Source organism: Microbulbifer celer (genome assembly GCF_020991125.1).
GTDB lineage: Bacteria > Pseudomonadota > Gammaproteobacteria > Pseudomonadales > Cellvibrionaceae > Microbulbifer > Microbulbifer celer.
The window spans coordinates 2312673-2335821 of the sequence record NZ_CP087715.1 but is presented as its reverse complement, the minus strand read 5'-3'; the positions used below and the strand labels follow the sequence as shown (position 1 = coordinate 2335821).

At 54.2% G+C, this 23149-nt stretch carries 23 protein-coding genes and 1 riboswitch; all 23 genes read left to right on the top strand.

What is annotated here, in order from left to right:
* Window positions 1–1635 precede the first annotated feature (1635 nt).
* Window positions 1636–1905 (top strand): hypothetical protein, encoded by a 270-nt coding sequence (locus tag LPW13_RS09800; protein WP_230434999.1) that lies wholly within the window; start codon window positions 1636–1638, stop codon window positions 1903–1905.
* A gap of 457 nt (window positions 1906–2362) precedes the next feature.
* Window positions 2363–2701 (top strand): hypothetical protein, encoded by a 339-nt coding sequence (locus tag LPW13_RS09795; RefSeq protein ID WP_230434997.1) that lies wholly within the window; start codon window positions 2363–2365, stop codon window positions 2699–2701.
* Between the two features lie 22 nt (window positions 2702–2723).
* Window positions 2724–3161, top strand: a complete 438-nt coding sequence (locus LPW13_RS09790) for an energy transducer TonB (RefSeq protein ID WP_230434995.1) — start codon at window positions 2724–2726, stop codon at window positions 3159–3161.
* A 141-nt stretch (window positions 3162–3302) separates the two neighbouring features.
* Window positions 3303–3641, top strand: coding sequence for a hypothetical protein (locus LPW13_RS09785; protein WP_230434994.1), 339 nt, complete (start codon window positions 3303–3305; stop codon window positions 3639–3641).
* Between the two features lie 185 nt (window positions 3642–3826).
* The gene (locus tag LPW13_RS09780; protein ID WP_230434992.1) at window positions 3827–4030 is read left to right on the top strand and encodes a hypothetical protein; all 204 of its coding nucleotides are present in this window, start codon (window positions 3827–3829) and stop codon (window positions 4028–4030) included.
* A 142-nt stretch (window positions 4031–4172) separates the two neighbouring features.
* On the top strand, window positions 4173–4385 hold the full coding sequence (locus LPW13_RS09775) for a hypothetical protein (RefSeq protein ID WP_230434990.1): 213 nt from the start codon (window positions 4173–4175) through the stop codon (window positions 4383–4385).
* Window positions 4386–4509: 124 nt separating this feature from the next.
* Window positions 4510–4830, top strand: a complete 321-nt coding sequence (locus tag LPW13_RS09770; protein WP_230434988.1) for a hypothetical protein — start codon at window positions 4510–4512, stop codon at window positions 4828–4830.
* 161 nt (window positions 4831–4991) lie between these two features.
* Window positions 4992–5234: a hypothetical protein gene (locus LPW13_RS09765; protein WP_230434986.1), complete on the top strand. Its 243-nt coding sequence runs from the start codon at window positions 4992–4994 to the stop codon at window positions 5232–5234.
* Between the two features lie 1299 nt (window positions 5235–6533).
* Window positions 6534–7013: a polymorphic toxin type 30 domain-containing protein gene (locus tag LPW13_RS09760; RefSeq protein WP_230434985.1), complete on the top strand. Its 480-nt coding sequence runs from the start codon at window positions 6534–6536 to the stop codon at window positions 7011–7013.
* A gap of 418 nt (window positions 7014–7431) precedes the next feature.
* The gene (locus LPW13_RS09755) at window positions 7432–7575 is read left to right on the top strand and encodes a hypothetical protein (protein ID WP_230434983.1); all 144 of its coding nucleotides are present in this window, start codon (window positions 7432–7434) and stop codon (window positions 7573–7575) included.
* 33 nt (window positions 7576–7608) lie between these two features.
* Window positions 7609–7917: a putative signal transducing protein gene (locus LPW13_RS09750; protein ID WP_230434981.1), complete on the top strand. Its 309-nt coding sequence runs from the start codon at window positions 7609–7611 to the stop codon at window positions 7915–7917.
* Window positions 7918–8097: 180 nt separating this feature from the next.
* A complete protein-coding gene (locus LPW13_RS09745; RefSeq protein ID WP_230434979.1) occupies window positions 8098–9585 on the top strand; it encodes a DNA-3-methyladenine glycosylase 2 in 1488 nt (495 codons plus the stop codon).
* The gene (locus tag LPW13_RS09740) at window positions 9582–10064 is read left to right on the top strand and encodes a methylated-DNA--[protein]-cysteine S-methyltransferase (RefSeq protein ID WP_230434978.1); all 483 of its coding nucleotides are present in this window, start codon (window positions 9582–9584) and stop codon (window positions 10062–10064) included. Before LPW13_RS09745 ends, LPW13_RS09740 begins: the two co-directional genes overlap by 4 nt.
* Before the next feature lie 115 nt (window positions 10065–10179).
* Window positions 10180–10719 carry a gamma carbonic anhydrase family protein gene (locus tag LPW13_RS09735; protein WP_230434976.1) on the top strand — a complete coding sequence of 180 codons (540 nt, stop codon included), beginning with the start codon at window positions 10180–10182 and terminating at the stop codon, window positions 10717–10719.
* Window positions 10712–10954: a DUF1289 domain-containing protein gene (locus LPW13_RS09730; protein WP_230434974.1), complete on the top strand. Its 243-nt coding sequence runs from the start codon at window positions 10712–10714 to the stop codon at window positions 10952–10954. The genes LPW13_RS09735 and LPW13_RS09730 overlap by 8 nt, the downstream gene beginning before the upstream one ends.
* Before the next feature lie 271 nt (window positions 10955–11225).
* Window positions 11226–14744, top strand: coding sequence for a DNA polymerase III subunit alpha (gene dnaE / locus LPW13_RS09725; RefSeq protein WP_230434972.1), 3519 nt, complete (start codon window positions 11226–11228; stop codon window positions 14742–14744).
* Window positions 14745–15011: 267 nt separating this feature from the next.
* Window positions 15012–15968, top strand: coding sequence for an acetyl-CoA carboxylase carboxyltransferase subunit alpha (locus tag LPW13_RS09720; RefSeq protein WP_230434970.1), 957 nt, complete (start codon window positions 15012–15014; stop codon window positions 15966–15968).
* A gap of 199 nt (window positions 15969–16167) precedes the next feature.
* Window positions 16168–16929, top strand: a complete 762-nt coding sequence (locus tag LPW13_RS09715) for a sulfite exporter TauE/SafE family protein (RefSeq protein WP_230434969.1) — start codon at window positions 16168–16170, stop codon at window positions 16927–16929.
* Between the two features lie 32 nt (window positions 16930–16961).
* On the top strand, window positions 16962–18329 hold the full coding sequence (gene safD / locus LPW13_RS09710) for a sulfoacetaldehyde dehydrogenase SafD (protein ID WP_230434967.1): 1368 nt from the start codon (window positions 16962–16964) through the stop codon (window positions 18327–18329).
* 255 nt (window positions 18330–18584) lie between these two features.
* Window positions 18585–18683, top strand: a riboswitch (TPP riboswitch).
* Window positions 18684–18843: 160 nt separating this feature from the next.
* Entirely contained in the window at window positions 18844–20781 is a 1938-nt protein-coding gene (thiC, locus tag LPW13_RS09705; protein WP_230434965.1) for a phosphomethylpyrimidine synthase ThiC, read from the top strand.
* A 201-nt stretch (window positions 20782–20982) separates the two neighbouring features.
* Entirely contained in the window at window positions 20983–22065 is a 1083-nt protein-coding gene (gene thiO / locus LPW13_RS09700) for a glycine oxidase ThiO (RefSeq protein ID WP_268932632.1), read from the top strand.
* Window positions 22056–22259, top strand: coding sequence for a sulfur carrier protein ThiS (gene thiS / locus LPW13_RS09695; protein WP_230434961.1), 204 nt, complete (start codon window positions 22056–22058; stop codon window positions 22257–22259). The genes thiO and thiS overlap by 10 nt, the downstream gene beginning before the upstream one ends.
* A 4-nt stretch (window positions 22260–22263) precedes the next feature.
* On the top strand, window positions 22264–23121 hold the full coding sequence (locus LPW13_RS09690; protein ID WP_230434960.1) for a thiazole synthase: 858 nt from the start codon (window positions 22264–22266) through the stop codon (window positions 23119–23121).
* Window positions 23122–23149 lie beyond the last annotated feature (28 nt).

Below are 23149 nucleotides of genomic sequence, written 5' to 3'. Positions count from 1 at the left end.
AGGCAGTTTGCTCCGGCGCTGCGCGCCTCCGCGGGACGGCCTACGCAATGCGCTTCGCGCAAAAAACGCTACGGCCGCCCCTGCTGGCAACGTTATGGGGCCGGGCCGTAAAATTTGTTGCTTGTGCTAGCGTGTAATTTTGAACACTGTTTTGGCCCGCAGCATGTGGCTATTTGCCATGATAAGATCAAGCAGTTTCGTTCCTAGTGCTTTCGTTTAAGTTCATAGGAATCGCGGAAAGTCCTCTGCAGTAATGTGGAGTGCCAGTAAGATAATGAGTAGATGCGGAAATTTTGCATTCTTTCCGTGTCTTTAATAAGCCGGGAGCCATCGGTGCCAGTAGGTATTACGGAGCGCGTCAGCCATAACCAGGCGCTGCAACCGACATCTTACTTTGGGCACTTTGTTGCGCAGTCGCTACACTCCTATTTTCGCGCAACAAAGCGCCCAAAGTAAGCTGCGGCTGAGCGCGGCGTTAAATTTTAGGAAGAAAAGTGACGAGATTCTGGATATACATACCGGTAATATTGTCAGCGATCGCTTTCTTTCTATTTTTATCCGGATACTTTTTGGTTAGTGAAGATGTGAGTAGCCAAACTGGGGGCTTTCTGTATATTACTGGTCTGGGTTGGTTCTATCTCGGCTGGGTTATAGCTTTCGGACAGGTTTCCTATGGGATCTACACCAGAAGAGATAATTGTCTTTGGAAACATCACATATTATCTGCTTTTGCTGTACTTTCCTTTGAGATTTCTGTTGTAGCAATGGGGCAGCAGGGTTTATATCTCACTGCCTGAAAAATTTAACCAGGGGCTGCAGCGGACAGTCTACAATATGCACCTTTTTGTGCGGGTCGCTGCGCTCCCAAAATCGCACAAAAAGGCACATATTGCAGCCTGCCGCTGAGCCCGGTGTTATAAGCTCGTTTACCCATGAGATATTTCTTAGCAGTTTTAGCAAATATATTTATTCTTGCTATTTCGGTAGTCGGGTTAATGTCTACCTGTATGTGGGGCTGCCCCAATACTGGCATACAGCTCATGTTCAAAATTTCTTCGGCGTGCTTGTTGGTAAGCCTTGGGCTGCTCATATATCTTTGGGTAACAAGCAAGAGCAGCAAAAAACACTCAGGCGGGCATTAATGCTGTACCTAAATCTTATAACAAGGCCAGGCAGCATCGCCCCTGCGGGGCTGGACCTCGTTTCACTCGGCCGCTGCTGGCAGCGTTATGGTGCCGGGCCGTAAAATTAGTTGTCTGTGCCAGCGTGTAATTTTGAGCACTATTTTGGCACGCAGTATTTGGCTTTTTGCCATGATAAAATTCAACAGATTCGTTCCTAGTGCTTTCGTTTAAGTCCAAAGGAATCTCGGCAACTCCGCTGTAGTAACGTGGAGTGCCAGTAAGAGAATAATTGGTTGGGGAAAGTTCAGAGTTCTTTCCTCGATTTTAATGGGCTGCGGCACCGTAGCTGCCAGTAGGTACCTCGGAGAGCGTCAGCCATAACCAAGCGCTGCAGCCGACATCTTACTTTGGGCACTTTGTTGCGCGGTCGCTACGCTCCTATTTTCGCGCAACAAAGCGCCCAAAGTAAGCTGCGGCTGAGCGCGGCGTTAACTCTACGAAAGAATTACCTATGAGAGTAACTGATAGGCACGGAATAGAAGTTAAAGTGGATAGCTTTGTAAGGGTGCTATCCCTTGATCCAGCAGACTTTAGTCATCTGGATGAAAAAGAATTGTCTGAAGTTATGTCCATGATCGGCGAAGTATTACAGGTATATGAAGTCGATGAATATGGCCAGGCATGGGTAACAAAGGAGTGGTGGCTGTCGGGCAGCGACGTAATGCCTCACTCTGTAGGGTTAAGTAGCAAAGAAATGGAAGTCCAAGAAAATGAGAGTTAACAAGTAGCGCCAGCGGACCTTCGGCCGCTGCGCTTGGCGTTATGAGTCCAAGCCGTGAAAGAAAAAATTGATGCTTGAAAGTACTATTTTTATATTGCTTACCTTGGCTTCATTCTTAGTTGGAATTCCTCTGGCCATGGTGTGGCTAACTAAAAACGAAGAAAAAGTCGCCAAGTTCTTTAAAACAGGAAAGTTCTTCTTTATTTCATTGTCGCTATCATTTCTGTTTTATTTAACGGGAAGATTTATTAACATATTCTTTTATCTTCCGCTTGCCATTTGTATATTTGCAAGTGTCGCATGGGTACGGATGTCACAATGGAGATAACCACACTCATAACAATTCGCTCCAGTACGCCCAGGCTGACGCCTGGGCCGGACGGCTTACGCTATGCGCTTCGCGCATAAACAGCGTAAACCGCCGCTGAGCTCAGCGTTATGAGCTGATGGAGTGGTGATGGAGCAGTTCGAAATTTATCTGGTTTATGCTGGCCATGCAGCCATCTTTACTAGCACCGTTTGGGTAATAATATCCGGACGGGTGATGATTGGTTTTTTGCTCTTAACAGGGTTCATTCTGGTGGGGCAGTACGGATATGTTGCTCCAAATATGCCGAGCGATATAGGGGATTGTTGGGCTGCGGGTCATTCATACTACGATTGCTTACCATTCTGGTATAAGTTGTCTGCACATCTTTCTCAACTGGGGATGTTTGTTGTTGCAATTGGTATTTTTAAGATTAGTAGGTCGGGCGCTCATAACAAGAAGATGCACGGCGACAAGCGCGTGATCTAGGCGTTAGAGTGCAAAATTAACCATGAGAGTAATTTTTCTGGCGGTATTTTGGTTGTTCTTGGCTTCATGTACTAACCAAGCTTATCTGGTTGAGCGCGAGCGCCATTATGATTTACCTGTGGATTTTGATCCGATAACTCACGATAAATTTCTTACTTATATGCCCGCGGGCTACTATCCAAAGAAGCTGTGTGACTCTGGTTACGAAGGGTATGTCATCGTTGAATTTAATATTAACGAACATGGTTATGTCGAAAATCCAGTGGTATCAGAGTCAGATTCGGAAGAGCAGTTTGGTAAAATAGCCATTGAAAGAATTTTGCACGCGAAGTATGAGCCTAGAACTATTGAAGGGAGGCCAATGTCGGTGCAGGGAGCTAAAATTCGTACTAAATTTTGCAGCTCAAATTGCCGTGAAGATAGCGGAAAAGACTGTGCCCATAGATCCACCGCGTGCTAGTAGCACTCTAACAATGCGCTGCAGACCGACAGCTTACTTTGCGCACTTTTTGCGCGGTCGCTGCGCTCCCATTTTCGCGCAAAAAGTGCGCAAAGCAAGCTGCGGCTGAGCGCGGCGTTAAGCATCTGAAGGAGAGTACTGATGGAAACCATTGAATGTGTGCCAATAAATGTATTCAAAAAGAGCTTTGGTCCAATCCTTACTCTGCTCAACGAGAATAATGTCAAATACAGAATTACAGAGAATCGCTCTGGCGCAGTTATGGCGTCCTCGGGAGCAATCGATGTAATCGTAAACGCGTCCATGTGGGTATCGTTGGCATCTGTCATAATTGCGTTCTTAAAGGTTAAAAATAGCCGTGAAATTATCATCCAAACAAAAGACAAAAAAGTGATTCACGCAAAAGGCTTAGATTCAAAGCAGCTGGAAAAAATTCTAAAAAGTGCTGAAAACATAACTGCTATCGACCCTGGCACCTAGTAAATGCTTAACAAACGCAAGCAGGATGCTCCGGCCCTTCGGGCCTCCGCGGGACGCCCAACGCTATGCACATTTTGTGCGGGTCGCTGCGCTCCCAATTTCGCACAAAATGTGCATAGCATTGGTCGCCCCTGTTGCGGGCGTTATATGTCAGTCAACACTCAGAGGAAGAGGAAATAGAGATCATGAAGAAGTCCAGTATCGCAGTATCAGTCGCAATTATAGGCATGCTTACCACAGTTGCCGTCCAGCTGTTATTTCAGGCTGGTAGCGAAAGTTTCGCGCTTGGATTGAGTTCAGACTATTGGGGTGGGTTTTTCGGCAGTGGAGGTATCGGCTTAATGCTTGTGCTTTTGTTTGCGCTTTTTAGGAAGCCAAAAAATGGCTAAGTGCCAGGCCATATAACAATCAGCGGCAGAGCGACAGCCAACGCTACGCACCTTTTGTGTTACTCGCTGGCGCTCAAACATTAACACAAAATGCGCTCCGCGCTGGCTGCGCCTGCGCTGGGCGTTAAGTGTCTAGTCGAATATGGAAGATAAAATCAAAGAAATTGGGATTGATGGGGAAGGAAGGTTATATCTAAAGCCTGCTGTCGAAACCTTTCCTATGATCTATCGAGAAGCAATGGAAGTTCATTGGAGCAGTGAGCACGGTTGTAAGCTTGTGGCCTCTAGTGATGTTACATGGGTAAATATTCCGGCGGAACTGCAAGCACAAATAGTAGGGGAGCAAGGTGCCTGAAACACTTAACAATTCGCTCCAGCACGCCCAGGCTGACGCCTGGGCCGGACGGCCTACGCTATGCGCTTCGCGCATAAGCAGCGTAGGCCGCCGCTGAGCTCGGCGTTATGTGTAGTAGAAAATTATGAGCAATGTACTTGTAATCGCAGCCAATATATTTCTTTATCTCGGTCTAATTATCATGTTCGTAGCCGGGATTTTTGCCGTTAAGAGGCTCCGGAATTCCGGGTCAATTTTTATACTCTTGGGCGCAATTATTACAGTCGTGGGATACACAATGATAAAGCTTGGCATCCCTAGCTTTCCTGGTGGAGTAGAGTTTGCAGAAGATAGTTTTCTTAAAATGAGAGCATTGCTATTTGGTGTCTTGCAAGCTAGCTTGGCCCTAGGTCATTTGAGTATTGCAATAGGGGTTTTTTTGCTGGTCCGTCAGAAAAACACATAACAAACGCAAGCAGTATGCTACGGCCCTTCGCGCCTCCGCGGGACGCCCAACGCTATGCACATTTTGTGCGGGTCGCTGCGCTCCCAGTTTCGCGCAAAACGTGCATAGCATTGGTAGCCCCTGTTGCGGGCGTTAAGCATCTTGAGTATTTAGGTTTTTTCATGGAAGAAATAGTTGGTGGTGTTTTTCGAGTTCTCGGTCGATTTATCTTTGAAATTATTTTCACTACAGCGGCTGAAGTAATGTTTCAGATACCCGGCCAACTACTGTGCAAACCCTTCACAAAGCAGGGGCGGGAGCTAAGCGGGTTCTGGGTAGTTTTTGTAAGTGTTATATTCTGGATTCTAGTGATAGCTTTGGGCTATTTTGCGTATCAGGTAGCTTCTAGCGTGCCCAATGCTTAACAAACAGCGGCAGAGCGACAGCCAACGCTACGCACCTTTTGTGTTACTCGCTGGCGCTCAAACATTAACACAAAATGCGCTCCGCGCTGGCTTCGCCTGCGCTGGGCGTTATGGTGCCGGGCCGTAAAATTTGTTGCTTGTGCCAGCGTGTAATTTTGAACACTGTTTTGGCCCGCGGCATGTGGCTATTTGCCATGATAAGATCAAGCAGTTTCGTTCCTAGTGCTTTCGTTTAAGTTCATAGGAATCGCGGAAAGTCCTCTGCAGTAATGTGGAGTGCCAGTAAGATAATGAGTAGATGCGGAAATTTTGCATTCTTTCCGTGTCTTTAATAAGCCGGGAGCCATCGGTGCCAGTAGGTATTACGGAGCGCGTCAGCCATAACCAGGCGCTGCAACCGACATCTTACTTTGGGCACTTTATTGCGCAGTCGCTACGCTCCTATTTTCGCGCAATAAAGCGCCCAAAGTAAGCTGCGGCTGAGCGCGGCGTTATGGTGCCGGGCCGTAAAAATAGTTGTCTGTGCCAGCGTGTAATTTAGAGCACTGTTTTGGCACGCAGTATTTGGCTTTTTGCCATGATAAAATCATACAGTTTCGTTCCTAGTGCTTCCGTTTAAGTTCATGGGAAGCGCGGCAAATCCGCTGCAGTAACGTGGAGTGCCAGTAAGAGAATAATAGGTTGGGAAAGGTTGGAATTTCTTTCCTCGTTTTTAAGGAGCTTCGGCGCATTCAGTGCCAGTAGGTACTTCGGAGCGCGTCAGCCATAACCAGGCGCTGCAACCGACATCTTACTTTGGGCACTTTGTTGCGCAGTCGCTACGCTCCTATTTTCGCGCAACAAAGCGCCCAAAGTAAGCTGCGGCTGAGCGCGGCGTTATGTGTGAGTAGATCCAGGGATGATATTTTGAATAAAGTTGTTTTTTTTATAGCCTTAATTCCATTTCTGGTGGCCGGCTACATTCGCGATCGCATACGGTAATCTTCAAGTGGAGTTACTTCATTCAACTCAGGCTGATGGTGGGTTAAGTGATTCGTTTGTAGATGAAAATGGCAAATGTTTTGCTTGGTACACAACATTGAGAAGTCAGCGAGATACGGTGCTATCCACTGATTCACAAGCGAGCTCAAGCCATCGATAGTAAATTTGGTGTATTTATGCGCAATAAGTGACTATCCAAAAATAATGTGGTTGAATTGTAGCCATTACAACTACAGGTAAGGCTGGTAAGCAGATATTAATTGAATCTGTTTTTCTACAGCCTCGTTACATTCAAAACTTAACAAGGAGGTTTGAGTTATGCCTATTGGATTATCAGACTTGTTTGGAGCTGGAGAGTGGGTTCCGGCTGGAATGGTTAAAAATACGAAAAATACAAAAGATGATTTTTACAATCTTGTGCACAACATCGCTCACCCGGGAAGAATTAATGGCGGAGGTACGTGCAACAATATTTTACAGCTAATTCCAGCTGGGACAGCTAACACTTTTGAGTTTGAGTCGCGTTCACAGCGTGGATTTAAATTTATATGGTTGGACATTGATGGGGTTAGGTGGCAGGTTCACGGTCATGAACCTGATGCTGGTGCTTTATCTGGGCATGTTGGTGCAATGGCTTGGACAGTGAGGATTCAATCTGGTAGAGACTATTTAATGTCAGAGGAGTGGGTAAGTGATTTTCCACTCGGACATAGGAACTACATTGCTCCTACGTACTGGAAGAAAGCAACAAATGATTGGACAAGAGGAAAAAGCCACATAGTTCTTATTAATCCATAATTGTAACAAGTTGGTCAACGGGAGCCACCTACGCTCCATAGGCATGTGGTTCGCTTCGCTCACTCTACCACATGCCGGTTCCACAACGGCGGTCCCGTTACCAAAGCGTTATATTGTACTGCGCGAGAATCTGATAGGTGCGAAGGTGCGAAGGTGAGAGGGCAGAGTTCTTTTACCTTGAGAAGGCGTAGTATGACGACACATTAACCTGGAAGAAATTTTCATTTTCTGAATAGTAGCACTTAGCCGTTTCTGCGGTGTATAGGAACGTACCCTTCAATACTTGCACCACCCTGCGATTCAGATCCAGAATTCACATAGAGGCACGGTTTTTCGGGTTAAATATAAGCATTATAGAGTGGCTTGAGCTTTCACTGTCTTTATTGGCGACCCCAGTTCAAAAACAAGGAGATGATTTGTGATCAAGAACGCTAAAGAATGGTGGGCTACTGTAAAGAATGAGGAGAAGCCAGGATTAATTGCCCTTGCTGGCATTGCAGCTTGTGTTTTTATTTTCGCTTCAGGTATCTGGGTGGGGCGTTCTCTAGCTTTCGTCTTTTGATAGACAAGTGATTATGGCCTAGTGGTCAAATATATGAAACTAGTCTACACCCACGAAAACATCTTACTCGTCAGCAATGCTCAGGCGCTTTTGCGGCAAGCTGGTATTGAAACCCTTCTCAAGAATGAGTTTTCCGGAGCGGGAAGGGGGGAGCTGGGTGTGTTTGATACTTGGCCGGAGATTTGGGTTCTGTCTGATGATCAGTTCCCTAAGGCGCAAGCGCTGTTAAAGTCTGTTTCTGATAAGGAGGAAGAGGATGATTGGGTTTGCGCCGCTTGTGGTGAAATGAATGGTTCGGCGTTTTTTGCATGCTGGAATTGTCAGACGGAGCGAAATATCTGATTTTTAACGCGAGCCACAATTGCTTCCAGATAGCTGAAGCCCGGCAACCGTCGGACTTTTTGCTGTCTGCTGGAGGGCTGCATTTTGACGGGGCTCAACTCTAGTGAGTTCCGAATATGACTAGTCAGTGGTAATGCTCAAGCATACACTGGCTGGGTCTGCTCTACTGAGGATCGACCGTTGGCCCTGAACCCTGAAACCTGTACTCGTGCCCGTCTTGCCCGCGACAAGCGTTTTGATGGCTGCTTTTATACCGCGGTCAAAACCACGGGTATTTTCTGTCGGCCGATCTGCCCCGCGCGGGCGCCGCTGGAGCGCAATGTAGAGTATTTTGCGACGGCCGCGGAGGCTTCGGCAGCGGGATACCGCCCTTGCCTGCGTTGCCGGCCGGATGCAGCACCGGGCAGTCCGGCGTGGGGGTTGGTTTCTACCACGGTGCAGCGGGCTTTGAGCCTGATGCGGCGAGATCGCGAGGCGCAGTCGATAGAGCAGCTGGCGGAACGGCTTGGCATCAGCAGCCGCTATCTCCGCAAGTTGTTTACCGAGCATGTCGGATTGAGCCCGCTACAAGTCTGGCAGACCGAACGCGCACTGTTTGCCTTCAGTCTGCTGCGCGATACCAGCCTTCCTGTTTCGGAAATAGCCTTCGCGTCTGGTTTCAATAGCTTGCGGCGCTTTAACGGCGTATTTCGGGACGTTTACCGCCGTACGCCCTCTGAGGTGCGGCGGGAAGAGCGCGAAGGGCGGGCATCGCGTGTCGGTTCTCCCGAGTCGGTACGTCTGTATTTAAGCTACCGTCCACCGTTTGACTGGCCTCAGCTGCTGTCATTTTTCTCTGCCCGCGCATTGCTTGGTGTCGAACAGGTGATACACGGGGATACTCCGGCGGCGGGAATCTATCAGCGCAGTTTTGAGCTTGAAGGGCAACGCGGGTTGTTGCGGGTTCGGAATCAGCCAGAGAAAGGCCGGCTGGAGGTGGAGGTGATTGCCGGCCGCAGTGGAGCGGTACTCTACCAGGTGCGTGAGAAGCTTCGGCGACTGTTTGACCTGGATGCAGATACTGAAGAAATTCACCGTCACCTAGCTGCTGATCCACTGTTAGCACGGGTGCTGGAGCAGAGTCCGGATGTGCGATTGCCCGGTGCCTGGGATCCGTTTGAATATGCTCTACGTGCGATTCTGGGCCAGCAGATTTCCGTCGCTGCGGCGACCACCATTGCGGGGCGCCTGGTCAGTGCTTACGGCGAGGCATTTGTCGGCCCGGATGGGCAGGAATACCGGCTTTTCCCCGGCCCGGAGCAGTTGGCAGAGGCGGATTTCTCCAGCATTGGCGTCACCCGTACCCGCGCGCAGACATTGCGCAATTTTGTGGCTGCCACCCGTAACGGGGAGATCGATTTTTCCGAACCCGAGCTCGAAACCTGGTGCCAGCAGATGACGGCGCTGCCGGGGATCGGTGATTGGACGGCGCACTACACCGCCATGCGCGGGCTGTCGATGCCCGATGCTTTTCCGGCATCGGATCTGGGAGTTTTGATCGCTCTGGGCACCGGGGACAAAAAGGCGACGCCGAAGCAGGCCCTGGCGCGCGCCGAGGACTGGCGTCCCTGGCGCGCCTACGCCGCACTGTTGTTGTGGCAATCACTCAAGTTGAGGCAAACCGCATGATTCACTACGCACTGTATTCCACCAGCTTTGGCGAGCTGGGTATTGCTGCCAGCGACAGCGGGTTGGTGGCGATCGATCTGCAGTCCGGGGCCCGGCCTCTGGCTCCCCGTGAGGGCTGGCACCGGGGCGCCTCGGATGTGACCGATCGTGCGGCAGATCAGCTGCGCGCATATTTCGCGGGTGAGCGCAGGCAGTTTGACCTGCCCCTGGCGGCCGCTGGCACGCCGTTCCAGCAGTCTGTGTGGCAGGCGCTGTGCGCCATTCCCTATGGTGAAACCTGCAGTTACCGGGCGTTGGCCGACGCGATTGGTAATCCGAAAGCCGTGCGCGCTGTGGCCCGGGCCAATGGCGCCAATCCGCTGTCTATTGTGGTCCCTTGCCACCGGGTGATTGGTGCCGATGGCACTCTGACCGGATACGCAGGCGGGCTCGATATGAAGGCGAGATTGCTGACCTTAGAGGGCGCGCCGTTTACCTGACCTGTCCGTTCAGTCATCGTGCGTCGGGGTGGCAATCGGGGGCCTTGGGCGGGATAATGCCGGGCTGATTTCCACTGACTTCAAACCCAAACTTGCAACCCACGACGAGGGCCACATGCTGTACAGATTGGGCGATAAACAGCCAAAGCTGGAGGGCGAGGGGCACTATGTTGCTCCCGGCGCGCGGGTGATTGGCCATGTGCTGATGAAGCCGCACAGTTCCGTCTGGTTCAACACGGTCATCCGTGGCGACAACGACCTGATCACCATCGGCGAGCGGGCGAATATCCAGGACGGCTCGGTGTTGCATACGGACCCGGGTATGGCGCTGATGGTGGGCACCGGCGTAACGGTCGGCCACAAGGTGACGTTACACGGTTGCCAGATTGGTGAGTATTCGCTGATCGGGATGAATGCGGTGGTGTTGAACGGGGCCAAGATCGGCAAGTGCTGCATCATCGGGGCCAATGCGCTGGTGACGGAGAATGCGGATATCCCGGATTATTCTCTGGTGCTGGGCAGCCCGGGCAAGGTGGTGAAGACGTTGGATGAATCGACGTTTGAGCTGTTGAAGGCGAGCAGTGATATTTATGTGGCCAATGGCCAGCGCTTTGCGGAAGAGCTGGTGGCGATCGGCGGCGGTGACGATGACTGAGAGTGATTGGAGCCGGCTGAAGGATAAACAGCCTGAGCCCGCATTTGAGTTTCCGGTGAAATCCCCCTGTGTCTCTGTGTGCGCGTTGAATCGTGAGGATATCTGCGAGGGGTGCTTTCGTTCCGGGAACGAGATCAGTCAGTGGGGGCGGATGACCAACGCCGAGAAAAAACAGGTTTTGCAGAATTGCCATGAGCGGGCGGTACAGATGCGTCGTGTCTGGTGGTCTGACTAGCTCTCGTTTTCTGGCGGCAGAGCACCGGGTGGAGGTTTTCAGGACCGCTGTGAACCCATCCCTGGGCGCTGCGGCGCAAACATCCTGTTTGCGACGCTCCTGAAAACCTCCACCCGGTGCTCCGCCTTCGCATCGGCCTTTTCACTACGTCAGCAAACTCGAATGCTAAGCCAGCACAACCGCTAGGGCTTAAAATGTGATCAACTACCAGAGTTGCACTCGCGCGGAGGGGCAAAGCAAGAGCCCCTGAACCAGATCAAATAGAAAAAATATGACCCAACCCTTCGTACATTTGAGAATCCATTCCGAATACTCCCTGATCGATGGCCTGGTGCGGATCAAGCCGTTGATCAACCGGGTTGCCGAGCTGGAAATGCCGGCGGTGGCGGTAACCGATCAGACCAATTTTTACGCCCAGGTGAAATTTTATAAGGCCTGTATGGGCGCAGGGATCAAGCCGATTACTGCGGCAGATTTCTGGCTGAAAGAGGGGGGGGAGGACCAGCCGACCCTACTTACGCTCTACGCCATGAACGGCGATGGCTATCGCAATATTACCGAGCTGATCTCCCGCGCGTGGATGGAGGGGCAGTACCACGGGCACGCCTACATCGAGCGGGAATGGCTGAAAGAATATGCCAGCGGTGTACTGATGCTGTCTGGTGCCAAATATGGCGACGTGGGCCGGGCTTTAATTGCCGGGCGCACCGCACAGGCGGAAGCGTTGGCGCAGGAGTGGGAGAGCGTTTTCCCCGGCCGTTACTACCTGGAATTACAGCGTACCAGCCGTCCTGGCGATGAGGAGTACCTGCACGCGGCGGTGGATCTTGCGGGCAGGCTGAATCTGCCGGTAGTGGCTACCAACGATGTGCGTTTTCTGGAAGACAGTGAGTTTGAAGCCCACGAGGTACGGGTTTGTATCCGTGAGGGCCGCGCCCTGGACGATCCCCGCCGTGAACGGCGCTATTCCCCGGAGCAGTATCTGCGAACTCCGGAGGAAATGCAGGCGCTGTTCAAAGACATTCCGGAAGCACTGGAAAATACGGTGGAAATTGCCCGCCGCTGTTCCTCGCCGATCCAACTGGGCAAATACTTCCTGCCCCAGTTCCCGATCCCTGAGGGAATGACGGAGAACGAGTTCTTCGAGAAAATCTCTTTCGACGGCCTTTACGAGCGGCTCGAAACCATCCTCGACAAGTCCGCGCCGGATTACGAAGCGCGCAAGAAGGAATACGAAGACCGCTTGCGCTTTGAGCTGGATATCGTGATCCAGATGGGATTCCCTGGCTACTTCCTGATCGTGATGGACTTTATCCAGTGGGCCAAGGATCACGATATACCGGTAGGGCCGGGACGGGGTTCCGGTGCCGGCTCGTTGATTGCCTATTCGCAGAAAATTACCGATCTGGACCCGCTGCAGTACGATCTGCTGTTCGAGCGCTTCCTGAACCCGGAGCGGGTATCCATGCCCGACTTCGACGTCGACTTCTGCATGGAAAAGCGCGACCAGGTGATCAACTACGTGGCCGATCACTACGGCCGTAATGCCGTGAGCCAGATCATCACCTTCGGCACCATGGCCGCCAAGGCGGTGGTGCGGGACGTGGCACGGGTGCAGGGCAAGTCTTACGGCCTTGCAGACAAACTCTCGAAGATGATTCCGCCGGACCCGGGCATGACCCTGGAGAAGGCTTTCGAGCAGGAGGAGGTGCTGCGGGAGTTCCTGGAGAACGATGAGGAGGGCCAGGAAATCTGGGAGATGGCGCTGCAGCTGGAAGGTGTGGCCCGGAACGTCGGCAAGCACGCCGGTGGTGTGGTCATCGCACCCACCAAGCTAACGGATTTTGCCCCGCTGTACTGTGACGAGACCGGTGCCGGCCTGGTTACCCAGTTTGACAAAAACGACGTGGAAGATGCGGGTCTGGTGAAGTTCGACTTCCTCGGCCTGCGCACCCTGACCATCATCGACTGGGCCAAGGCGATGGTGGACGAGCAGCGCGCGCGGGAAGGCAAAGAGCCGCTGGTGATCGAGGCGCTGCCGCTGGATGATCCCGATACCTACGCGATGATCAAGCGCGCCGAAACCACCGCGGTGTTCCAGCTCGAATCCCGCGGTATGAAGGACCTGATCAAACGCCTGCGGCCGGATAACCTTGAGGACATGATCGCCCTGGTGGCCCTGTTCCGCCCGGGGCCCTTGCAATCGGGCATGGTAGACGACTTTATCAACCGGAAGCACGGCCGCGCGCAGGTGGCCTACCCGGATGCCAAGTACCAGCACGAAAAGCTTAAACCGATTCTCGAGCCCACCTACGGGGTTATTGTCTACCAGGAACAGGTGATGCAGATCGCCCAGGAGCTCGCGGGTTATACCCTGGGTGGTGCGGACATGCTGCGCCGGGCCATGGGTAAGAAAAAGCCCGAGGAAATGGCCAAACAGCGGGCGACCTTTGAACAGGGCGCGAAGGAACAGGGCGTAGATCCGGACCTGGCGATCAAAATCTTCGATCTGGTGGAGAAATTCGCCGGCTACGGCTTCAACAAATCCCACTCCGCGGCCTACGCCCTGGTGTCATACCAGACTGCATGGCTGAAGGCCCATTACCCGGCGCAGTTTATGGCTGCCACCATGTCTTCGGACATGGACAAGACCGACAAGGTGGTGACCTTTATCGAAGAGTGCCGGGCCATGGGGTTGGACCTGGTGCCGCCGGATGTGAATCTGGGCAGCTACCAGTTTTCGGTGGATGTGGACAACCGTATTATTTATGGTCTGGGTGCGATCAAGGGGCTTGGGGAAGGTCCGATCGACAATATTATCGCCGAGCGCGAGCAGGGCGGGCCGTTTACCGATCTGTTCGATTTCTGCTCCCGTATCGATCCACGCAAGGTCAACAAACGCGCGCTGGAGGCACTGGTACGCTCTGGCGCCCTTGACAGTATCGGGCCAGATACCACTGGCGAAGACGGTCTGGACTATTCTCGCGCGGTGCTGTTCAACGCCCTGGACGAGGCGGTAAAGTCCGCCGAGCAGCAGAGCAAAAACGATAGTGCCGGCATGATGGACCTGTTTGGTGAGGTCGTGCGTTCCGCCTCTGACGGTGATGTGTATGAGGACTTCCGCGGTGCGCGCCCCTGGGGCATCCGCGAGCGGTTGGAGGGGGAGAAAAATACCCTCGGTCTGTACCTCACCGGCCACCCCATCGATGAGTATGAAGATGAGCTCAAGCATCTGGTGAAGGCGCGTATTGCCGACCTGAAGCCGGGCCGGGAGAGCCAGAAGGTGGCTGGTCTCTGTGTGGGGATGCGGGTGATGAAGACCAAGCGCGGTGACTCCATGGCGATTGTCACGCTGGATGACCGCAGTGCACGTATCGAGGCGGCGGTGTTCAGCGAGGCATTTGGTGAGCACCGGGAAAAGCTGGTGAAGGACTCACTGCTGGTGTTGGAGGGGGCGATCTCCCACGACGATTACAGCGGCGGCCTGAAGATGAGCGTCAACAGTGTGTCGACACTGGATGACCTGCGCAGTGGCAGTGTGATTGGCGTGACGCTGAGCATCGACAGCGCCCAGGCGTTGCCGAATACCGGGCAGCGCCTGAGCGCGTGTCTGCGCCCCTATATTGGCGGGGGCTGTCCGGTGCGGGTGGAAGTGGAGCGCAGCGACGCGCGCGGTACCTTCCTGCTGGCGGATGACTGGAAAGTGGATCCCAACGACCAGCTGATCCAGTCTTTACGCGAAGTGATCGGCCGGGAGCGGGTGAAGCTCAACTACACTCAACGGCAATAATCTGGCGCATCGACAGAGCGGGACGGAAGTCCCTTTTGAGGATTTTGGCGTCACTTGCCCTTTAGCCAGTTCGCCACTGAACCATGGTAATCTGGTCACCGGAGATCAGAGTTAGTGCGGTGTGCACTCGACTGGATAGTCCTATGCCGGTAAGCTAGCCGCCATTTTCAGTACACGGGGCCCATTTGCGACCAATCGGGGTGTTTTGGTCGCATTTCGCTGCCAATTGCGGTAGCGGGCCCGCAGAATTATCAAGGCGCGAATTACATGAACTTCAGTTTTCTCGAGTTTGAACAGCCGATTGCGGAACTGGAAAGCAAGATCAAGGAACTGCAGCATGTGGGCGATGACAATGAGCTCAACATTGCTGAAGAGATCTCCCGCCTGCGGGAAAAGAGCGAGAAGCTCACCGAGTCTCTCTATTCCGATCTCTCTCCCTGGCAGATCGTACAGGTAGCGCGCCATCCACAGCGCCCTTACGCCAAGGATTATATCGAGCGTATGTTTACCGATTGGGACGAGCTGCACGGCGACCGTCACTTCGGTGATGACAAGGCGATCATCGCGGGTATCGGCCGCCTCGACGGCCGCCCGGTGGCGGTGATCGGTGAGGAGAAGGGGCGCAGCGTCAACGAAAAGGTGAAGCGCAATTTCGGTATGCCGAAGCCTGAAGGTTACCGCAAGGCGCAGCGTGTCATGGAGATGGCGGAGCGCTTCAAAATGCCGGTACTGACCCTGATCGACACGCCGGGAGCCTATCCCGGTATCGACAGTGAGGAGCGCGGCATCAGCGAGGCGATCGCGAAGAATCTGGCGGTGATGTCACACCTGCGGACTCCGGTGATCTGTACCGTGATCGGTGAGGGCTCTTCCGGTGGTGCGCTGGCGATTGGTGTCGGCGACCAGTTGAACATGCTGCAGTACTCCACTTATTTTGTGATCTCCCCGGAAGGTTGCGCCAATATTATCTGGAAGACCGTAGAGAAGGCGCCGCTGGCTGCAGAGGCAATGGGGGTGACATCCAGTGTGCTCGAGGAGTTGGGCATTGTGGACGAGACTATCGAGGAACCGCTGGGCGGAGCACACCGCGATCCGGACCTGATGGCTTCCCGTCTCCAGGACCGTCTTTCCGAACAGCTGGATCGCCTGACAGCGGTGCCGATTGATGAGCTGCTGGAGAAGCGTTATCAGCGGCTGATGAGTTACGGAAATACGGTCGGCTGAAATCAGAAGCTTTAAAAGCTGTGACAAAAAAACCGGCGCTCAGCCGGTTTTTTTGTGTCCTGTGGCTTCTTGTGTCCCCAAATAACCAGCTTCAGGCCCGCGACTACTGGGTTTGCGACTGTCCTCGCGGATAGACTGACCATCTCTGAAAATCCGAAACGCTCACCCTGAAAATCACCCAACACTGTAGAGGTCTGTCTTGGCGGAATTGGGAGAACTGTCTGGTTTGACGCCGAGCCTGACGCTGGGGCTGTTGTTGCTGGTCTGTGTGATCAGTGCATTTATCTCTGCGGTGACGGGTAGTGCCGGCGGTATTCTGATGTTTGCGGCGCTGAATGTGGCGGTACCACTGCGTATGCTGGTGCCGATACACGGTGCGGTGCAGCTGCTGAACAATTTCGCCCGCATCGTGTACGTGCGTGAGCATATCCGTTGGGATCAGTGCATCCCGTTTTTTATCGGTTGCACGATCGGCTCCGCGGCCATGACCCTGGGGTTGGCGAATATGAATTGGCAGCAACTGCCGCTGATTCTCCTTGCGGTTTTGATTTTCTATACGGTGTTCAAGCCGAAGAAGTTGCCAGAAATCCGTTTGCAGCCGCGCAGCTTTTTCTGGGTGGGTATTGCAACGGGAACCCTCGGGATTATCGCCGGAGCGGTAGATCCATTGCTGGCGGCGTTCTTTGTACGCAAGGACATGACGCCGAAAGAAATTGTGGCGAATAAATCCGTAATGCAGGCCTGGTGTCACGCATTGAAGGTGCCTGCGTTTATTTACCTGGGGTTCGCCTTTTCTGATCACCTGGGTTTGATCCTGCTGCTGACCGTCGCTGCTGTGATCGGTACCCGTGTCGGGATTGCCCTGCTGAATCGAATCGACAGCGCGCTGTTTTTCAACCTGATGCGTGCGGCACTGTTAGTGGCCGGGGCGCGAATCGTTTACCAGTTGTTGACTTCGTAAGAGGCGGCACAAACATTTTTTAGGGACTCAACATGGCCGACTATCAGATTATCAATCCGTACAACGGCGAACAGATCGAAGCCTACGATTTCCATACCCGGGAACAGGTTGCACAAGCCGTTGATACATTGGTGGCGGGCCGCAAGAACCAGCAGTCCACGCCAGCATTCGAGCGCTCCAATATTCTGCTGAAGCTCGCGCAACTGCTGCAAGATCGCAAAGACGATCTCGCGCGCCTGATTACCGAAGAAACCGGAAAAACCATCAGCGACAGCCGCGTAGAAATCGACCGCGCCTACAACACCGCACTCGCCAGCGCCATGGAAGCCCGTGCCATCAATGGCGAAGCCCTGGACTCCGATGCCTATCCGCCAATGCGGGAAAAAGTCGGCGTGGTACTGTGGAAACCCCTGGGCACCGTGCTTTGCATCACCCCGTTCAACTTCCCGATCAATATCGCCGTGCACAAAATCGGCCCCGCATTCGCCGCCGGCAACACCATCCTGTTCAAACCTGGCCCGCAGAACAAGCGTTCCGCTGGACTGCTGGTAGAGCTCTGCTATGAAGCCGGCATGGACAAATCCGTATTGCAGATGCTGATCCCGGATATCGAAGCCACCAGCTTCGCCGTCTCTCATCCCCAGATCCAGGCCATTAACTTCACCGGCGGCACCGCCGCCGCCAACGCCATCGCCGCCAATGCCGGCTACAAGAAAATGCTGTTTGAACTCGGCGGCAACGACCCACTGATCGTCATGCCCGACGCCGACCTCGACGCCGCAGTAAAGGCCACCATCAACCAACGCTTCGCCACCGCCGGCCAGCGCTGCACCGCCGCAAAACGCCTGTTCGTACACAGCGAAGTCTTCGACGCGTTCGCCGAAAAACTCGTCATCGCCACCGCCAAACTCAAAGTCGGTGATCCCGCCGAAGACGACACCTTCGTCGGCCCCCTCATCCACACCGCCGCCGCGGACGAAGTAGAAAACCGCATCGAATCCGCCGTAAAAGCCGGCGCCCGCGTTCTGTTCGGCCATCAACGCCAGGGCAACATCCTGTGGCCCACCATCCTCGACAATGTCGCTGACGACGCCGAAATTGTTGCAGAGGAAACCTTCGGCCCCGTAGTACCGCTGCGCAAGTTCGACGATGAAAACGAGCTGATCGCTCTGATCAACAACTCACCGTTTGGTCTACAGGCTGGCGTCTTCACCCAGAACCTGGCCCTGGCCAAACGTCTGTACAACCAACTCGACGTCGGCCTGCTGGCCGTCAACGACGGCCCCGGCTTCCGCGCCGAACACTTCCCGTTCGGGGGCGTGAAAGAGAGTGGCATCGGCAAAGAGGGCGTGCGGTACGCCATTCGTGAGATGAGTTACCAGAAAACGTTGGTGATCTAACTGCTGTCGAAGCAATATGGCATGAAGCGAAGGTGCCGACACCGGGGATGGGTTCGCAAGACCTTCTGCGAGAGGGACCTCGCAGAAGAGCCCCCATGGATGGGTTTACGGCGTGTCTTGCGAACCCATCCCCGGTGGCGGTGCCGCCACAAAAATAGCTTAAAACCTAACTGCCACAAGACCAGCAACCCGCCCCGATTCACAATTCGTCGTGCCTGTTCCTATTCAAACGGCAAATCATCCCCTATACTCGGCTCCAACTTGTCGGAGTGCCTTCGGGCTGAGATCGCAGTAGCGAGATCCGTTGAACCTGATCGGGGTAACCCCCGCGTAGGAAACAAGATCTGAATTCGCTTTCAATTTTGAGCTGTTGAACCGTTCACACACTGAACACCTGCACGCCCAAAACCTGCCCTCCCAGCGCGCACTTAATGAGTGCTCTCTGAATTCTGAATAGAGAACCGCACCCCGCAAGTTATCCCAACTCATAAGGATCACAACGCAAGGGGTCAGCATGTCTCAGGTTACCGAGCCGAAACAAACCGCCGCTAAAAGCACTAAAAAAAGCAGCCGCAGCGAACAACGCGAAAGCGCCAAAGAATTCCTGGACAACCTCACCGCCCAGCAATTCCCCAACTCCCGCAAAGTGTATATCGAAGGCGAAGACCCGAGCGTAAAAGTCGGTGTCCGTGAAATCTGCCTCGGCCAGAGCCTCGTTGGTGGCGATGAACAAAACCCTATCCTCGAACCCAACGAACCCCTGCGTGTCTACGATACCGCCGGCCCCTATTCAGACCCCGACTACACACCCAACGTACACAACGGCCTGCCCAAATTGCGCCAGGCATGGATTGAAGCTCGCGGCGATACTGAAGTCCTCGACACCCGCCAGGCCGCCTACAGCCAGAAACGGATGGCCGATCAGGGCCTCGACCATATCCGCTTTGAAAACCTGCCGTATCCGCGCAAAGCCAAACGGGGAAAAAACGTCACCCAGATGCACTACGCGCGTCAGGGCATCATCACCCCGGAAATGGAATTTATCGCCATCCGCGAGAATATGGGCCGCGCGCAACTGGCCGAACAGCTGAGCGATGCGGATTATCAAAAAGCCCGCGACGGTATTTATATCCCGGAGCAAATCACCCCCGAATTTGTACGCCGGGAAGTCGCCGAAGGCCGCGCCATCATCCCGGCGAATATCAACCATACAGAACTGGAGCCGATGATCATCGGCCGCAACTTCCTGTGTAAAGTGAACTCCAATATCGGCAATTCCGCAGTAACCTCTTCCATCGAAGAGGAAGTGGAAAAGCTGGTGTGGTCCATCAAATGGGGCGGTGACACCGTCATGGACCTCTCCACCGGCCAGAATATCCACGAAACCCGCGAGTGGATCCTGCGCAACTCTCCGGTCCCCATCGGCACCGTCCCCATTTACCAGGCCCTGGAAAAGGTCGGTGGCGTAGCTGAAGACCTCAACTGGGAAGTGTTCCGCGATACCCTCATCGAACAGGCAGAGCAGGGCGTCGACTACTTCACCATCCACGCCGGCGTACTGCTGCGCTATGTACCCATGACCGCCAAACGCGTTACCGGCATCGTCTCCCGCGGCGGCTCCATCATGGCCAAATGGTGCCTCTCGCACCACAAAGAAAGTTTCCTTTACACCCACTTTGAGGAAATCTGTGAAATCTTAAAGGCCTACGACGTCAGCTTCTCCCTCGGCGACGGCCTGCGCCCCGGCTGTATCGCAGACGCCAACGACGAGGCCCAGTTTAGCGAACTGCACACCCTCGGTGAACTCACCAAAATCGCTTGGGAACACGACGTACAGACCATGATCGAAGGCCCCGGCCACGTGCCAATGCACAAGATCAAGGAAAACATGGACGAGCAGCTGGACCACTGCCACGGCGCCCCGTTCTATACCCTCGGCCCACTGACCACCGACATCGCCCCCGGCTACGACCACATCACCTCCGGCATCGGCGCCGCCATGATCGGCAGCATGGGCTGCGCCATGCTCTGTTACGTAACCCCGAAAGAGCACCTCGGGCTGCCCAACAAAGAAGACGTAAAAGAAGGCCTCATGGCCTACAAAATCGCCGCCCACGCCGCCGACCTCGCCAAGGGACACCCACGCGCCTACAAACGCGATGACGCCCTCTCCAAAGCCCGCTTCGAATTCCGCTGGGAAGATCAGTTCAACCTCGGCCTCGACCCGGAACGCGCGCGCGTCTACCACGACGAAACCCTGCCCAAAGAATCCGGCAAAGTCGCCCACTTCTGCTCCATGTGCGGCCCGAAATTCTGCTCCATGAAAATTACCCAGGACGTTCGGGACTATTCCAAAAAACTGGAAGCAGAAAAACAGGCAGCGGAGCAGGGCATGGAAGAGATGGCGATCAAGTTCAAGGATATGGGGGCCGAGCTGTATCACAAAGGCTAACCCCGTACTCGAAAGAACATGCCTTGTCTGATGATAAGGCAGTGATGCGGGTAAGCCTTCGCCAGACCTTCTAAAACAGGGACGTTTTAGAAGAGCCCCCGTGGATGGGTTGAGGGGGGGCGCCTAGCTCGTGTCTGGCGAAGGCTTACCCGTAGCACTGCCGCCCATTAACTTGCCAAGCACGGACCACGGGAATCACAAGTGGCACCAGACCAAATTAACATCGCAATAGCAGGAGCCGGTCTGATGGGCCGGCTATTAGCCTGGTGTCTCTCGAATAAGGGGCACCAGATCACATTGTTTGATTCCGGAACCCTGGAAAAACCAACCGGTGCCTGCCACACCGCCGCCGGCATGATCTCCCCACTGTCGGAACTGTTCCACTGCCCCCCGCCCATCTACCAGCTGGGCCTGCAAAGCCTGCAACACTGGCCCCAATGGGCAACACAATTGGAACAGCAAACCGGAATACCGGTCGATTACCGGCAAAAAGGCAGCATCCTCGTCGCCCACCCACAGGATCGCAACGAACTCCTGCAATTCCAGCAGGAACTCAACGCAAAACTTCCTCCAGAAAACCAGAACCAACTGCAGTGGCTGGAACATCAGACCCTGCAAAACCTCGAGCCAGACCTCGACCGCTTTGACCAGGGCCTCTACCTCGGCCCCGAAGCCGACATCGACAACCGCAAACTACTACCCGCACTGCGCGAAGCCATTGCGCAGAATCAGGTAACCCTGCGCGAAAACACTCAGGTAGACTGCGAAGAAAACACCATCGTCACAGCAACCTCCCGGGAAAGTTTCGACCTCGTCATCGACACCCGCGGCCTCGGTGCCCGTGAACAAATTCAGGGGCTGCGCGGCGTCAGGGGAGAGGTCATGGTGGTGGAAACCCCGGAAGTGCACCTGCACCGTCCGGTGCGACTGCTACATCCCCGTTACCAGCTCTATGCCGTACCGCGGGCAAACAATCAAACCGTTATCGGTGCCACCGAAATCGAAAGCGACGATCTCTCGCCGATTTCCCTGCGCTCCACCATGGAACTGTCCTCTGCGCTCTATTCCATCCACCCCGCGTTTGCCGAAGCGCGCGTGATCGAAACCCGGGTCAATTGCCGCCCAGCCACCATGGACAATCTTCCAGTGGTGCAATCCAGCCCTGGCCTGATCCGCGTCAACGGACTTTTCCGCCACGGCTACCTGCTGGCACCGACACTGGTGCAACAGGTCGAGACACAAATTGAAATGATTACAGACAAACAGGTGACCCCATGCAACTGATGGTCAATGGAGAAAATATCACTGTGGAACCGATCGGCGTGACGCTTGCCGATCTGCTGCAGCAACTGGGTTATACCGGGGAAACTTTCTCCGTTGCCCTGAATGGCGATTTTGTTGCCCGTGCCACCTATCGGCAAGTGATTCTGAAAGATGGCGACAGCCTCGATGTTGTCGCGCCGGTTGTGGGAGGTTGATGTAATGACGGAAACGACACCATACAAAAAGCCAGACACCCTGAAACTCTACGGCAAAGCATTTAACAGCCGCCTGCTGGTGGGGACCGCGCTCTATCCGTCACCGGCGATCATGCGCGAATCCGTCGCCACCTCCGGTGCGGAAATCATTACCCTGTCACTGCGTCGCCAGAGCCCGGAACAGCAGCAGGGGAAAATGATCTGGAACTATATCCGCGAATCCGGCTGTCAGTTACTGCCGAATACTGCTGGCTGTAAAACGCCGAAAGAAGTGATCGCGCTGGCGGAAATGTCCCGGGAAATCTTCGGTACTGACTGGCTCAAACTGGAAGTCATCGGTGACGATTACAATCTGCAGCCGGACCCCTACGGGCTGATCGAAGCCGCACGGGAACTGGTGCGACGCGGTTTCAAGGTGCTGCCTTACTGTACCGACGATCTGGTGGTGTGCACCCGGCTGCGGGACGCAGGCTGTGAGGTGCTGATGCCCTGGGGCTCGCCCATCGGTACCGGCCGCGGGCTGATGAACAAGTACAACCTGCAGACCCTGCGCGAACGCCTGCCGGATATTCCAATGATCATCGACGCCGGTATCGGTGCACCGTCCCAGGCGGCAGAGGCTATGGAGATGGGCTTTGATGCGGTGCTGCTGAATACCGCCATTGCCAGGGCGCAGAACCCGGTGCTGATGGCTGAGGCATTCCGGCTCGCCGTCGAGTCCGGCCGCGCGGCGCATAACGCCGGTTTGATGTTACAGCGACAGACTGCGAGCCCCAGTACCCCAATGCTGGATATGCCGTTCTGGCAGCAGACCGTCAGCGCCGGACAAAAAGTCGGTGAGAAAGACGGAGAACAAGCATGAATGCCGCCGGACAGAATCACCCAACTGC